Consider the following 14,960-nt stretch of genomic DNA (forward strand, 5'->3'; position numbering starts at 1 on the left):
ACAGAATTTTTGATTAGCGCCTGTGGTAACTCAGGCCTTTATGGAAGCATGCTGACTATGGCTACTATTCATGTAGACGGCAAGGAGTATGAAGTAAACGGCGCGGACAACCTGCTTGAGGCCTGTCTGTCCCTGGGACTTGATATTCCTTATTTTTGTTGGCACCCGGCGCTGGGGAGCGTAGGCTCCTGCCGCCTGTGTGCGGTCCGGCAATATCAGAACGCGGAAGACACCCGCGGTCGCCTGGTAATGTCCTGTATGACGCCGGCAGCCGACGGTACCTATATTGCTATTGAGGAAGAAGAAGCCACGCTATTCCGTAAAACGATAGTCGAGTTTCTGATGACCAATCACCCGCACGACTGTCCGGTGTGCGAGGAGGGGGGCAACTGCCACCTGCAGGATATGACGGTGATGACGGGACACAATTTCCGTCGCTATCGTTTTACCAAGCGCACTCATCGCAATCAGGATCTCGGGCCGTTCATTTCCCATGAGATGAACCGCTGTATCGCCTGTTACCGCTGCGTTCGCTACTACAAGGATTATGCAGACGGATCCGACCTCGGCGTTTACGGCGCGCACGATAACGTCTACTTCGGGCGCCCGCAGGACGGCACGCTGGAAAGCGAGTTCTCCGGTAATCTGATCGAGGTTTGTCCCACCGGCGTCTTTACCGACAAAACGCACTCCGAGCGTTACAACCGTAAATGGGATATGCAGTTTGCGCCGAGCATCTGCCAACAGTGCAGCGTCGGCTGCAATACCAGCCCGGGCGAACGCTATGGCGAGCTGCGCCGCGTTGAAAACCGTTTCAACGGCAGCGTAAACCACTACTTCCTATGCGACCGCGGTCGTTTTGGCTACGGTTACGTCAATTTGCAGGATCGTCCCAAACGGCCGCTGCAACGCCGCGGCGAGGACTGGATTGCGTTGAATGCCGACCAGGCGTTGCAGGGGGCGGCCGACGTGCTGCGCCAGGCAAAGAAAACCATCGGCATCGGTTCGCCGCGCGCCAGCATCGAAAGCAACTTTGCGCTGCGCGAGCTGGTGGGGGCGGAAAACTTCTATACCGGCATCGCCCAGGACGAACAGGATCGTCTGCAACTGATCCTGAAGGTGTTGCGCGAAAGCGGCGTACGTACCCCGGCGCTGCGTGAGATAGAGAGCTACGACGCCGTGCTGGTGCTGGGAGAGGATCTGACCCAGACCGGCGCCCGCATTGCGCTGGCGGTGCGTCAGGCGGTGAAGGGCAAGGCGCGTGAAATGGCGGCGGCGCAGAAAGTGGCCGACTGGCAGATTGCGGCCATTATGAACATCGGTCAGCACGCCAAGCATCCGCTGTTTATCACCAACGTCGATGATACCCGTCTGGACGATATCGCCGCCTGGAACTACCGCGCGCCGGTGGCCGATCAGGCGCGGCTGGGCTTTGCCATCGCCCATGCGCTGGACGACGGCGCCCCGGCAGTGCCGGATCTGGCCGCCGGGCTTGAGCAGAAAGTGGATATCATCGTTCAGGCGCTGGCCGGGGCGAAAAAGCCACTGATTATCTCCGGCACCAACGCCGGCAGCCGCGATATCATCGCGGCGGCGGCCAACGTGGCGCAGGCGCTGAAGGCACGCGGTTCCGACGTCGGCATCACCTTTGTCGCTTCCGCGGCGAACAGCATCGGCCTGTCGATGATCGGCGGCGGTTCGCTGGATGAGGCCCTGGCGCAGTTGGAAAGCGGCGAGGCCGACGGCGTGGTGGTATTGGAGAACGACCTCTATCGCCATGCACCTGCCGCGCGCGTCGACGCGGCGCTGGAGAAAGCCGGCAATCTGATCGTGCTGGATCATCAGCGCACCCGCATCATGGAGAAAGCCAGCCTGATCCTCTCATCGGCCAGTTTTGCCGAGAGCGACGGCACGCTGATCAACCAGGAAGGGCGCGCCCAGCGTTTCTTCCAGGTGTATGACCCCACTTACTACGACGACCAGGTGGTGATGCTGGAAAGCTGGCGCTGGCTGCACTCGCTGTTTATTACCTATAACAGCCGCCAGATCGACTGGACGCAGCTCGACCATGTGATTGACGCCTGCGTCGCCGCGCTGCCGCAGCTGGCGGCGATCAAGCAGGCCGCGCCTGATGCCTCCTTCAGGATCAAGGGGCAAAAGCTGGCCCGTTCGCCGAACCGTTCAAGCGGGCGAACCGCGATGCGCGCCAATATCAGCGTGCACGAGCCGCGTCAGCCGCAGGATAAAGACACCATGTTCGCTTTCTCGATGGAGGGGAACAACAGCCCGACGGCCGATCGCCAGCAGATTCCATTCGCCTGGGCGCCGGGCTGGAACTCGCCGCAGGCGTGGAACAAGTTCCAGGATGAAGTGGGCGGTCATCTGCGCCACGGCGATCCCGGCGTGCGCCTGATTGAAGCGGGCGAGAAGACGCTGGATTATTTCGCCGATATCCCGGCCGCCTTCGTCGCCCAGTCGGGCAACTGGCGCGTGGCGCCGTATTATCATCTGTTCGGCAGCGACGAGTTGTCGCAGCGCTCGGCGGTGATTCAACAACGTATGCCGGAGCCTTATGTGGTGGTTAATCCCGCGGATGCGGCGGCGTTGGGGGTTAATCCGGGTTCGCTGGTGGAGTTGAGCTGCGGCGGTCAGACATGGCGTTTGGCGCTGCGGCTAAGCGCCGGACTGAGTCAGGGACAGGTTGGTTTACCGTTGGGGCTGCCGGGCATCGCCCCGGTGCTGGCGGGCGCAACCGTTGAGAATCTGCGGGAGGCTGCACAATGAGTTGGTTGACACCGGATCTCCTGGAGATACTGAGTTCTGTCGGAAAAGCGGTTGTTATCCTGCTGGTCGTGGTGACCTGCGGGGCATTTATGAGTATGGGCGAACGTAAGCTGCTGGGGCTGTTCCAGGGGCGTTACGGACCGAACAGGGTCGGCTGGGGCGGTTCGTTACAGCTGGTCGCCGATATGATCAAAATGTTCTTCAAAGAAGACTGGGTGCCGAAGTTTACCGACAAAGTGATCTTCACCCTGGCGCCGATGATCGCCTTTACCTCGCTGTTGCTGGCCTTCGCCATCGTACCCATCACCCCGACCTGGGGCGTATCGGACCTGAATATCGGGCTGCTGTTTTTCCTGATGATGGCCGGTCTGGCGGTTTACGCGGTGCTGTTCGCCGGTTGGTCGAGCAACAACAAATATTCATTGCTGGGCGCGGTGCGCGCATCCGCACAGACCCTGAGCTACGAAGTGTTTCTCGGATTGTCGCTGATGGGTATCGTCGCCCAGGCCGGCTCCTTCAATATGCGCGACATCGTGGATTCCCAGGAACATTTGTGGAATATCATCCCGCAGTTCTTCGGCTTCGTCACTTTCGCCATCGCCGGGGTGGCGGTGTGTCACCGCCACCCGTTCGACCAGCCCGAAGCGGAGCAGGAGCTGGCGGATGGCTACCACATTGAATATTCCGGTATGAAATTCGGTTTGTTCTTCGTGGGGGAATATATCGGCATCGTCACGGTTTCCGCCCTGATCGTCACCCTGTTCTTCGGGGGCTGGCACGGTCCGTGGCTGCCGCCGTTCATCTGGTTTGCCCTGAAAACGGCTTTCTTTATGATGATGTTTATTCTGATCCGCGCCGCGCTGCCGCGTCCGCGTTATGACCAGGTGATGTCCTTCGGCTGGAAGATCTGCCTGCCGATAACCCTACTGAACCTGCTGGCGACCGCCGCGGTCATTTTGTACAACGCTCAATAAGGGGTGAATAAACCATGACATTAAAAGATTTAGTGGTTGGTTTCGGCACCCAGGTACGCAGTATCTGTATGGTGGGTTCGAACGCTTTTAAAAAGCGCGAAACCAGAATGTATCCTGAAGAGCCGGTGAACCCGCCGCCGCGCTTTCGCGGCCGTATCGTACTGACGCGCGATCCGGACGGCGCGGAGCGTTGCGTGGCCTGTAACCTGTGCGCGGTGGCCTGCCCGGTGGGCTGTATCTCCCTGCAGAAAGCGGAAACCAAAGATGGCCGCTGGTATCCTGAATTCTTCCGCATCAATTTCTCGCGCTGCATTTTCTGTGGTTTTTGCGAAGAGGCCTGCCCGACCACGGCGATTCAGCTGACGCCGGATTTTGAAATGGGGGATTACAAACGTCAGGATCTGGTTTACGAAAAAGAAGATCTGCTGATCTCGGGGCCGGGTAAATATCCGGAATATAACTTTTACCGGATGGCCGGCATGGCTATCGATGGGAAAGATAAAGGCGAAGCCGAAAACGAAGCCAAACCCATCGATGTCAAAGGCCTGTTGCCCTAAGGAGCTAGCATGGAATTCGCTTTTTATATTGCGGGTCTGATTGCGGTAGTGGCGACGCTGCGCGTCATTACCCATACCAACCCGGTACATGCGCTGTTGTATCTGATCGTTTCTCTTATTGCCATCGCCTGCGTGTTTTTCTCGCTGGGGGCTTACTTTGCCGGCGCGCTGGAGATCATCGTTTACGCGGGCGCCATTATGGTGCTGTTCGTGTTTGTGGTGATGATGCTCAACTTGGGAAATTCCGTGGTCGAGCAGGAACGCGCATGGCTTAAACCCACCGTCTGGATAGGGCCATCATTGCTGTCGCTGGTATTGCTGGTAGTGATAGTGAAGGGCATTCTCAGTCTGGATGACCAGGGCATTAGCGGAGAAGTGGTGGATGCCAAGTCGGTGGGCATCGCGCTGTTCGGCCCTTATGTTCTCGCCGTTGAACTGGCCTCGATGCTGCTGTTGGCAGGGCTGGTGGTCGCTTTCCACGTCGGTCGCGAAGACAAACGCGGTGAGGTTATCGCCAAAGAAACCGCGCGCCAGGATGTTGATAATAAAATAACAGGGGAACGCGCATGATTCCGTTACAACATGGTTTGATTTTGGCAGCCATCCTGTTTGTTTTGGGGCTGACCGGGCTGATTATCCGTCGTAACTTGCTGTTTATGCTGATAAGCCTGGAGATAATGATTAACGCTGCGGCGTTGGCGTTTGTGGTGGCGGGCAGTTACTGGCATCAGGCGGACGGGCAGGTGATGTATATTCTGGCGATTACGCTGGCGGCGGCTGAAGCCAGCATTGGGTTGGCGCTGCTGTTGCAACTGTACCGCCGCCGCCAGAATCTGAATATTGATACGGTCAGTGAGATGCGCGGATGAACTTACTCTATTTAACAATACTATTCCCGCTGCTTGGCTTCCTGCTGTTGGCGTTTTCCCGCGGCCGCTGGTCGGAGAATCTGTCTGCGACGGTCGGTGTGGGTTCCGTCGGACTGGCGGCGCTGACGGCGGCCTGGGTAGTGGCTGATTTTCTTGGTCGGCAACATAGCGGTGCGGGCGTATTTGACCAGCATCTGTGGACCTGGATGGCGGTGGGCGACTTTAATATCGGCGTGACGCTGACGCTTGACGGCCTGTCGGCCACCATGCTGTCCGTGGTTACCGGCGTGGGTTTCTTTATCCACCTGTACGCTTCCTGGTATATGCGCGGTGAAGAGGGGTACTCGCGTTTCTTCGCCTATACCAACCTGTTTATCGCCAGCATGGTGGTGCTGGTACTGGCGGATAACCTGTTGCTGATGTACCTCGGATGGGAAGGGGTGGGGCTGTGCAGCTATCTGCTGATCGGTTTCTACTACACCAATCCGAAAAACGGCGCGGCGGCGATGAAAGCCTTTGTGGTGACGCGCGTCGGGGACGTATTTCTGGCGTTTGCGCTATTTATTCTGTATCGGGAACTGGGCACGCTCAACTTCCGCGAGCTAATGGTGCTGGCGCCGCAACAGCTGGCGGAGGGTTCCCCGGCGATTACCTGGGCGACCCTGATGCTGTTGGGCGGCGCGGTGGGCAAGTCCGCTCAGCTGCCGCTGCAAACCTGGCTGGCGGATGCGATGGCGGGTCCGACGCCGGTCTCCGCGTTGATCCATGCGGCGACCATGGTTACCGCCGGGGTTTATCTGATTGCCCGTACCCACGGTTTGTTCCTGATGGCGCCGGAGGTTTTGCATCTGGTGGGCATCATCGGCGCGGTAACGCTGGTATTGGCGGGGTTCGCCGCGCTGGTGCAGACGGATATCAAACGCGTGCTCGCCTATTCCACCATGAGCCAGATCGGCTATATGTTTCTGGCCCTCGGCGTGCAGGCGTGGGATGCGGCGATTTTCCACCTAATGACCCACGCGTTTTTCAAAGCGCTGCTGTTCCTCTCTTCCGGTTCGGTGATTCTGGCCTGCCACCACGAGCAGAATATCTTCAAAATGGGCGGCCTGCGTAAGAAGATCCCGCTGGTGTACGCCTGCTTCCTGGTGGGCGGCGCGGCGCTGGCGGCGCTGCCGCTGGTTACCGCCGGTTTCTTCAGTAAAGACGAGATCCTGGCGGGCGCCTGGGCCAACGGCCATATCAATCTGATGGCGGCAGGGCTGGCCGGCGCCTTTATGACCTCGCTGTACACTTTCCGTATGATCTTCATCGTGTTCCACGGCGAGGAAAAAACCCATGCGCATGCGGTCAAAGGGATATCCCATCATTTGCCGCTGATCGTATTAATGGTGCTGTCCACCTTTATCGGCGCGCTGATTGTGCCGCCGTTGCACGGCGTACTGCCGGAAACGACGGAACTTGAGCACGGCCGGATGATAACGCTGGAAATCGCCTCCGGCGTGGTCGCCGTCGCGGGAATCGTGCTGGCCGCGCTGCTGTGGCTGGGCAAACGTCAGCTGGTGACCGGTATCGCGCAAAGCGCGCCCGGACGTTTCTTCTCAACCTGGTGGTTCCATGCCTGGGGATTCGACTGGCTGTACGACAACGTTTTCGTCAGACCTTATCTGGCCGTCGCCAGGCTGTTGCACCGCGATCCGCTGGACGCGCTGATGACTATTCCGGCCTTCATTACCCGTTGGGGTAATCGCGGGCTGACGGTGAGCGAAAATGGTCAGGTGCGCTGGTACGTTGCCTCCATGGGATTGGGCGCCGTCGCGGTATTGGCGTTGTTACTGCTGGTTTAAGACGGTAACCGGAACGTACAAGGGTAGGGCATTCCTGATGAGAGCGCCCGCCACGGCAAGTTTTCAGATTTCTTTAATTTAGGGACACAAAGCGCCATGCTACTACCTTGGCTAATTCTTATCCCCTTTATCGGCGGTCTGCTGTGTTGGCTGTCTGAGCGTTTAGGTGCGAAAGTACCGCGCTGGATCGCGCTGATTGCGATGGGGTTGACGTTGGTGCTATCTCTGCAACTGTGGTTGCAGGGTGGCTATTCTTTGGCCACGCCCGGCGCACTGCCGCAATGGCAGGCCGAATTCACCGTGCCGTGGATCCCGCGCTTTGGCATTGATTTCCATCTCGCGCTGGATGGTCTTTCGGTGCTGATGGTGGTGTTAACCGCGCTGCTGGGCGTGTTAGCGATACTCAGTTCATGGAATGAAGAGCACCACAACCAGGGGCTTTTCCACCTTGGGATATTGTGGACGCTGGTCGGCGTTATCGGCGTGTTCGTCGCCATCGACCTGTTCCTGTTCTTCTTCTTCTGGGAAATGATGCTGGTGCCGATGTATTTCCTCATCGCCATATGGGGACACAAAGGTTCTGACGACAAAACCCGAACCGCCGCGGCAACCAAATTCATCATTTATACCCAGACCAGCGGTCTGGTGATGCTGATCGCCATTCTGGCGCTGGTATTCGTGCATCACGATGCGACCGGCGTCTGGACCTTCAATTACGAAGCGCTGCTGAAGACCGAGATGTCGTATGGCATCGAATACCTGCTGATGCTGGGATTCTTCGTCGCGTTCGCGGTGAAAATGCCGTTGGTGCCGGTACATGGCTGGTCGCCGGATGCCCATAGCCAGTCTCCGACAGCGGGTTCCGTCGACCTGGCCGGGCTGTTGATGAAAACGGCGGCCTACGGTTTACTGCGCTTCAGCCTGCCGCTGTTTCCCAATGCCTCCCACGAATTTGCGCCCATCGCCATGTGGCTGGGGGTAATCAGCGTATTCTACGGCGCCTGGATGGCCTTTAATCAGACTGATATCAAGCGGTTGGTCGCTTACACCTCGGTTTCCCATATGGGTTTTGTGATGATCGCCATATATTCCGGCAACCAACAGGCTTTTCAGGGCGCGGTTATCCTGATGATTGCTCACGGTCTGTCGGCAGCGGGTCTGTTTATCCTGTGCGGTCAGCTGTACGAGCGCGTGCATACCTGGGATATGCGCCAGATGGGAGGGCTATGGGCCCGTCTCAGGTATCTGCCGGCGCTGTCGCTCTTTTTTGCCGTCGCCACGTTGGGTATGCCGGGAACCGGCAACTTTGTCGGGGAATTTAATATTCTGATCGGCAGCTATCAGGTTGTTCCGCTGATTACCGTGATTTCCACTTTCGGTCTGGTATTTGCGTCGGTTTATTCGCTGATGCTGATGCAACGTGCTTATTACGGCGCCCCGAAATCAGAACAACCGCTGCCGGGTATGACGATGCGCGAGCTGTCCGTCGTTATGCCTCTGGTGGTATTACTGGTGTTGTTAGGGGTCTTCCCGCAGCCGATTCTGGATACCTCCAGTGCCGCGATGTCAAATATCCAGCAGTGGTTTATGTCGTCTGCTCCAGATTCAATACTTTCAACAACAAGGCCGTAATTCGCCATGACAATAACTCCTCAACAACTAATCGCGCTATCGCCGCTGTTAATCGTCGGATTGACGGTAGTGGTTGTGATGCTGTGCATTGCGTGGCGACGCAACCATTTTGTCAACGCAACCTTGACGATTATCGGTCTGAGCATCGCGCTGCTGTCACTTTACTTTGTAGGCCAGGCAGGGCCGACCGATGTGACCCCGCTGCTGCGGGTTGATGGTTTTTCCATGTTCTATACCGGACTGGTGCTGCTGGCCAGTCTGGCGACCAGTACCTTTGCTTATTCATGGTTGGAAGGGTATGCGGATAACCGTGATGAGTTCTATCTGCTGGTGCTGATTGCCGCGCTGGGTGGGATCTTGCTGGCGAGCGCAAATCATCTTGCGTCGTTGTTCATTGGCATTGAATTGATTTCGCTGCCGCTGTTTGGACTCGTCAGTTATGCCTTCCGCCAGGCGCGTTCGCTGGAGGCCGGTATAAAATATATGTTGCTCTCGGCGGCGTCGTCTGCATTCCTGCTGTTCGGTATGGCGCTGGTGTATGCCGATTCGGGCAGTCTGACCTTTGCCAGCCTGGGGCGGAGTCTGAGCGACCTTCATATCCATGAGCCGCTGTTGCTGGCGGGCTTGGGGATGATCATCGTCGGCGTGGGCTTTAAGCTGTCGCTGGCGCCTTTCCAACTGTGGACGCCGGATGTGTATCAGGGCGCGCCGGCGCCGGTTTCGACCTTTCTGGCCACCGCCAGCAAAATCGCCATTTTCGGCGCGGTGATGCGTCTGTTCCTCTACGCGCCGATGGTGGACAGCGACTCGGTCAGAATCGCGCTTGGCGTGATTGCTTTTGTCTCCATTGTGTTCGGCAACGTGATGGCGGTTTCGCAGCGCAGCATCAAGCGGTTGCTGGGGTACTCATCCATTGCGCATATGGGGTATCTGCTGGTTGCATTGATCGCGGTGCAAAGTCATCAACTGGCGCTGGAAACGGTCGGCGTCTATCTGGTGGGCTATCTGTTTGCCAGTCTCGGCGCCTTTGGCGTGGTCAGTCTGATGTCGAGCCCGTGCAGCGCTCCGGAAGCCGACTCCATGCTGTCCTATCGCGGTCTGTTCTGGCATAAGCCGGTATTGTCCGCGGTGATGACGGTGATGATGCTGTCGCTGGCCGGTATCCCGATGACGCTGGGCTTCTTCGGCAAGTTCTATGTATTGGCCGTCAGCGTTAACGCCGATCTGTGGTGGCTGGCCGGCGCGGTGGTGCTGGGTAGCGCGATTGGTCTCTACTATTATCTGCGGGTGATGGTCAGCCTGTATCTGGATGCGCCGCAGGTGGCGACGCGTGAAGATGCGCCGGGAAGCTGGGCATTAACGGCCGGCGGCGCGGTGGTGGTGATTTCAGCCATAGTGGTGCTGGTACTGGGTTTTTACCCGCAGCCGCTGATTGGGCTGGTTCAACTGGCGCAGCCCATAATGTAACCGCCAGCAGAAAACCTTGCCTGACGTGAAAACCGCCGCAGATTTTTATCTGCGGCTTTTTTTATGGCGGGCTATCCTTGCCCGCCACCTTTCAGGCCGTCGCAAGCGACGTTGAAAAACGCTCCTGGCGTTTTTTTTATGGCGGGCTATCCTCCCCGCCATAAAAAAACCGACTTTAGGAATGATCTGCCCCTATAAGGCGCTACAGAAGCGCAGAATTGTCTATAGTTAACTGGACAACCATTTTTCATAAGGAAAGGGAGCACTGTATGGCAGCCGAAAAAAAACAACCTGAAGAGATTCGTATCGACGACGATCTAAAACTCTTGACTGAAACGCTGGACGAAGTGCTACGTTACACCGGCGACCAGGCCGACAAAGCCTATCTTGATCTGAAAAAGAATGCGGAGAAAGCGCTGCTTGAGGTCAAAGCGCGCATTGGCGCAACCGATAGTTACTACGCCCGCGCCAAACAGGTGGCGGATAAAGCCGATGTCTACGTGCACGACAAACCCTGGCATGGCATCGGCATCGGCGCGACGGTCGGGCTGGTGCTCGGGTTGTTATTAGCCAAACGATAGTGGATAAGACTATTGGTTGATAGGCCGGTCGGCGTATCAACCTTTGGTAATACCCCGTCACGGCGGTCGGCCGGGAGCAGAGCCTAGTCTTTTAACCGGGGTGCCGGCGGGCGATATCAGGGGTGATAGCGGTAAATATTCTGATCGATGCGCCGATCGCCAAGCTTTTCTCCCCCTTTTTCGATGCGATAAAAAGCAAATCCCAGACGCCGCGCCAGCGCGTTGCTGCGCGCGTTTTCCACCGAGGCTTTTATCACGCAGCGCTTGACGATCCCGGCGTCGATATAGGCTTTTATCATGGTGCCGACCGCCAGTGAAACCACGCCTTTGCCTTCAAATTTTTCGCCAATCCAGTAGCCAATCACCCCTTCCTGCTCCCGGATGGTGTTGAACGAGACGATGCCGGCGATAATGCCGTCCCAGCGAATGACATAGACCGCGGCGACGCCGGCGAAAAACTCATCCCGGTTGGTTTTGATGGTGTTTAGCGTGTCATTGATATCTTTTACCGAGTCCGGCCAGGGCAGGGTTCGGCGCAGGCGGGGCTTTTCCGCCTGAATCAGCGCGAAGAGCGCGGCGGCGTCGTTCTCATCCTGGATGCTTAAACGCAGGTGAGGGGGATAATGCAATTCATACAGCGTTTTCATTCCGGCTCCTTAATAAAGATCATTTCTTGCAGCAACGGTATTTACACCTGCGGGGCTGCGTCAATAAGCGCCGCGCGGTAGAAACATCGTCCCGTCTAAAACCGCGTACTCCGGGCATAAACCACGCGTTGCTGTTTTCGCGCCGGACTAACCGCGATTATGCGGCTATCTTGTGGCATAATGCGTGCCATATCACATTTTGACTTGAGTAAGTGCTGTGTTAAGTACCAACAATATCACCATGCAGTTCGGCAGCAAGCCGTTGTTTGAGAACATTTCCGTTAAGTTTGGCGGCGGCAACCGTTACGGTTTGATCGGCGCGAATGGCTGCGGCAAATCCACCTTTATGAAAATCCTCGGCGGCGACTTGGCGCCGAGCGCCGGCAACGTTTTTCTCGATCCGAATGAACGCCTGGGGAAACTGCGCCAGGATCAGTTCGCGTTTGAAAAATACAGCGTGCTGGACACGGTGATCATGGGCCATGCCGAGCTGTGGACGGTAAAAGAAGAACGCGATCGTATCTACGCGCTGGCCGAAATGAGCGAAGCGGACGGTTATAAAGTGGCCGATCTGGAAGTGCAGTACGGCGAGATGGACGGTTACAGCGCGGAAGCCCGCGCCGGCGAACTGCTGCTGGGCGTCGGCATTCCCGTGGAACAGCACTACGGCCCGATGAGCGAAGTGGCGCCGGGCTGGAAACTGCGCGTGCTGCTGGCGCAGGCGCTGTTCGCCGATCCGGATATTCTGCTGCTGGATGAACCGACCAACAACCTGGATATCGACACCATCCGTTGGCTGGAGCAGGTGCTGAACGATCGCAACAGCACCATGATCATCATTTCCCATGACCGTCACTTCCTGAATATGGTGTGTACCCATATGGCGGATCTGGACTACGGCGAACTGCGTATTTATCCCGGCAACTATGACGAATACATGACCGCCGCCACCCAGTCGCGCGAACGCCTGCTGGCGGACAACGCCAAGAAAAAAGCGCAGATTTCCGAGCTGCAGTCTTTCGTCAGCCGTTTTAGCGCCAATGCCTCCAAATCCAAACAGGCGACCTCCCGCGCCCGGCAGATTGATAAAATCCAGCTGGAAGAGGTGAAGGCCTCCAGCCGCCAGAATCCGTTTATTCGCTTCGAGCAGGATAAAAAACTGTTCCGTAACGCGCTGGAAGTGGAGGCGCTGGCGAAAGGGTTTGATGGCGCTCCGCTGTTCAGCAAATTGAATCTGATGGTGGAAGTGGGTGAAAAGGTCGCGATTCTAGGCACCAACGGCATCGGTAAATCGACGCTGCTGAAAACGCTGGTCGGCGATCTCCCGCCGGATAGCGGCAGCGTGAAATGGTCGGAAAATGTCAAGATCGGCTATTACGCCCAGGATCACGAATACGAGTTTGACGACGCGCTGACGGTATTTGACTGGATGAGCCAGTGGAAGCAGGAAAGGGATGATGAACAGGCGGTGCGCAGCGTGCTGGGCCGTTTGCTGTTCAGCCAGGATGATATCAGGAAGAAGGTCAAGGTGCTGTCGGGCGGCGAAAAGGGCCGCATGCTGTTCGGCAAACTGATGATGCAGCGTCCGAATATTCTGGTGATGGATGAACCGACCAACCACCTGGATATGGAGTCCATCGAGTCGCTGAACATGGCGCTGGAAATGTACCAGGGCACGCTGCTGTTCGTTTCTCACGATCGCGAGTTCGTCAGTTCGTTGGCGACCCGTATTCTGGAGATGACGCCGAATAGCGTCATCGACTTCACCGGCAACTACGAAGATTATCTGCGCAGTCAGGGCATTCAATAATCCGGCCTGAAAACGGCGCTGTTTTTTTCGCTTCAGGCAGTACGGTTGATACCGTGCTGCCTTTTTGTTTACTCTTTCAGCTATCAATGGGTGCCGGGCCGCGTCGTTTTTATTCGCCGTTCACTAACCAATATTAGCGCTATTTATTGTGCCGTGGATTATCAGGTTATAAGGAGATTTCCTGTTAGCTGGATTGAAAATCTGAGGCGTCAGAATTTTTTTTTAAACTAAAAAATCTAAAGTAACTAATATTAATTGTTAATTTCGGAGTATAAAAAAAAGCCGTATACGCCGTGGCAAATAAACAAATAAAGACAATGCGTATATGTTAAAAAATCTTTTTATATCAGTGCGTTTTAAATAATCAATTAAACGATTACGTCCGGTGACTAATCGATTTAGCTAATTAAATATAAATATCATGATAATCCCACGCGGGTTATTGCGATTATTTCTCATTTAAACGATAGCCATGTCCCTTTAAATAGATGCCATGCGTATAAAGTCACAGTTATAACAGAAATAAGAAATCTATTGTCCCGCCGATTGATGAAGATCAAGTCTGTTAACTTAACTTACTCATTACCATAACCCCACACATATTGTGTGTTCCTCCGTTCGGGTTACAGGAGAATAATAAAAAATGAGTGGGGAAAATTTCATGCTTTCCCATCACGGCGTTAATCGTCGTGATTTTATGAAGTTATGTGCGGCACTGGCGGCATCGATGGGGTTGGCGGATTGCGCCGTGGCGGAAATCGCCCGGTCAGTAGGTTCCACGCAGCGCCCGCCGGTTATCTGGATCGGCGCGCAGGAGTGTACCGGCTGTACCGAGTCCCTGCTGCGGGCGACGCATCCAACCATTGAGAATCTGTTGTTAAACACCATCTCGCTGGAATATCACGAAGTGCTCTCCGCCGCGTTCGGCGAACAGGCGGAGGAAAATAAGCACCGTGCCATCGAGCAATACAAAGGGAAATACGTACTGGTCGTCGACGGTTCGATCCCGATCAAAGACGGCGGCATCTACTGCATGGTGGCCGGCAAACCGATAGTGGATCATATCAAGGAGACGGCCGAACACGCCGCCGCCATCATCGCCATCGGCTCCTGTTCCGCCTGGGGCGGCGTCCCGGCGGCGGGCAGCAACCCGACCGGCGCGGTCAGCCTGCAGGAGATCCTGCCGGGGAAAACGGTGATTAATATTCCCGGCTGCCCGCCGAATCCGCACAACTTCCTGGCCACTGTGGCGCATATCATCACCTATCAACGTCCGCCGGCGTTGGATGGCGAGGGCCGGCCGACATTCGCCTACGGCCGCCTGATCCACGAAAACTGCGAGCGCCGCCCGCATTTCGACGCCGGACGTTTCGCCAAGGAATTCGGCGATGAAGGGCATCGTCAGGGGTGGTGTCTCTACCATCTGGGCTGTAAAGGGCCGGAAACCTACGGCAACTGTCCGACGCTGGAGTTCTGCGACGTGGGCGGCGGCATCTGGCCGGTGGGCATCGGCCACCCTTGCTATGGCTGTAACGAGAAGGGCATCGGCTTCACCAAGGGTATTTTCCAGCTGGCCAACGTGGAAAATCCCACGCCGCGGGTGGAAAAACCCGACGTCCATAGTCCTGAGGGCGGGCATATCTCCGCCACCGCGACGGGTTTGATCGGCGGCGTGCTTGGCGTGGTCGGCGGCGTCAGTCTGATGACCGTGCGTGAATTGGGGCGTCAGCAAAAGCAGGCGGCTCACAAGCAAAGTCAGCAGGACGCTGGAAACCCACCCCGGGAGGGTTAGGCC

Annotated in this window: 12 protein-coding genes; 11 read left to right on the plus strand and 1 reads right to left on the minus strand. The window is 56.6% G+C overall.

Going from position 1 to position 14,960, the window contains the following annotated elements; translation table 11 throughout:
• Positions 1–57: 57 nt before the first annotated feature.
• From nuoG to elaB, 9 genes are all read left to right on the plus strand, one after another.
• Positions 58–2,784 carry an NADH-quinone oxidoreductase subunit NuoG gene (gene nuoG / locus EH206_RS07005; RefSeq protein ID WP_009112085.1) on the plus strand — a complete coding sequence of 909 codons (2,727 nt, stop codon included), beginning with the start codon at positions 58–60 and terminating at the stop codon, positions 2,782–2,784.
• Positions 2,781–3,758 (plus strand): NADH-quinone oxidoreductase subunit NuoH, encoded by a 978-nt coding sequence (gene nuoH, locus EH206_RS07010; protein ID WP_009112086.1) that lies wholly within the window; start codon positions 2,781–2,783, stop codon positions 3,756–3,758. The genes nuoG and nuoH overlap by 4 nt, the downstream gene beginning before the upstream one ends.
• 14 nt (positions 3,759–3,772) lie before the next feature.
• Positions 3,773–4,315: an NADH-quinone oxidoreductase subunit NuoI gene (nuoI, locus tag EH206_RS07015; RefSeq protein WP_009112087.1), complete on the plus strand. Its 543-nt coding sequence runs from the start codon at positions 3,773–3,775 to the stop codon at positions 4,313–4,315.
• 9 nt (positions 4,316–4,324) lie between these two features.
• On the plus strand, positions 4,325–4,885 hold the full coding sequence (gene nuoJ, locus EH206_RS07020; RefSeq protein WP_009112088.1) for an NADH-quinone oxidoreductase subunit J: 561 nt from the start codon (positions 4,325–4,327) through the stop codon (positions 4,883–4,885).
• Positions 4,882–5,184 carry an NADH-quinone oxidoreductase subunit NuoK gene (gene nuoK, locus EH206_RS07025; protein ID WP_009112089.1) on the plus strand — a complete coding sequence of 101 codons (303 nt, stop codon included), beginning with the start codon at positions 4,882–4,884 and terminating at the stop codon, positions 5,182–5,184. Before nuoJ ends, nuoK begins: the two co-directional genes overlap by 4 nt.
• A complete protein-coding gene (gene nuoL / locus EH206_RS07030) occupies positions 5,181–7,028 on the plus strand; it encodes an NADH-quinone oxidoreductase subunit L (RefSeq protein WP_009112090.1) in 1,848 nt (615 codons plus the stop codon). The genes nuoK and nuoL overlap by 4 nt, the downstream gene beginning before the upstream one ends.
• A 96-nt stretch (positions 7,029–7,124) precedes the next feature.
• Positions 7,125–8,660 (plus strand): NADH-quinone oxidoreductase subunit M, encoded by a 1,536-nt coding sequence (gene nuoM, locus EH206_RS07035; RefSeq protein WP_009112091.1) that lies wholly within the window; start codon positions 7,125–7,127, stop codon positions 8,658–8,660.
• Positions 8,661–8,666: 6 nt separating this feature from the next.
• Positions 8,667–10,127 (plus strand): NADH-quinone oxidoreductase subunit NuoN, encoded by a 1,461-nt coding sequence (nuoN, locus tag EH206_RS07040; RefSeq protein WP_009112092.1) that lies wholly within the window; start codon positions 8,667–8,669, stop codon positions 10,125–10,127.
• A 269-nt stretch (positions 10,128–10,396) separates the two neighbouring features.
• Positions 10,397–10,708 (plus strand): stress response protein ElaB, encoded by a 312-nt coding sequence (gene elaB, locus EH206_RS07045; RefSeq protein WP_009112093.1) that lies wholly within the window; start codon positions 10,397–10,399, stop codon positions 10,706–10,708.
• 116 nt (positions 10,709–10,824) lie between these two features.
• On the opposite strand, the gene EH206_RS07050 is transcribed toward elaB, so the two are convergent.
• Positions 10,825–11,355, minus strand: a complete 531-nt coding sequence (locus tag EH206_RS07050) for a GNAT family N-acetyltransferase (RefSeq protein ID WP_009112094.1) — start codon at positions 11,353–11,355, stop codon at positions 10,825–10,827.
• Between the two features lie 241 nt (positions 11,356–11,596).
• Between EH206_RS07050 and EH206_RS07055 the strand changes: the two genes are divergently transcribed.
• Both EH206_RS07055 and hybO read left to right on the plus strand, forming a co-directional pair.
• Positions 11,597–13,165, plus strand: coding sequence for an ABC-F family ATPase (locus EH206_RS07055; RefSeq protein WP_040343728.1), 1,569 nt, complete (start codon positions 11,597–11,599; stop codon positions 13,163–13,165).
• Positions 13,166–13,808: 643 nt separating this feature from the next.
• A complete protein-coding gene (gene hybO, locus EH206_RS07060; RefSeq protein ID WP_009112096.1) occupies positions 13,809–14,957 on the plus strand; it encodes a hydrogenase 2 small subunit in 1,149 nt (382 codons plus the stop codon).
• Positions 14,958–14,960 lie beyond the last annotated feature (3 nt).

Source organism: Brenneria nigrifluens DSM 30175 = ATCC 13028, assembly GCF_005484965.1.
Taxonomy (GTDB): domain Bacteria; phylum Pseudomonadota; class Gammaproteobacteria; order Enterobacterales; family Enterobacteriaceae; genus Brenneria; species Brenneria nigrifluens.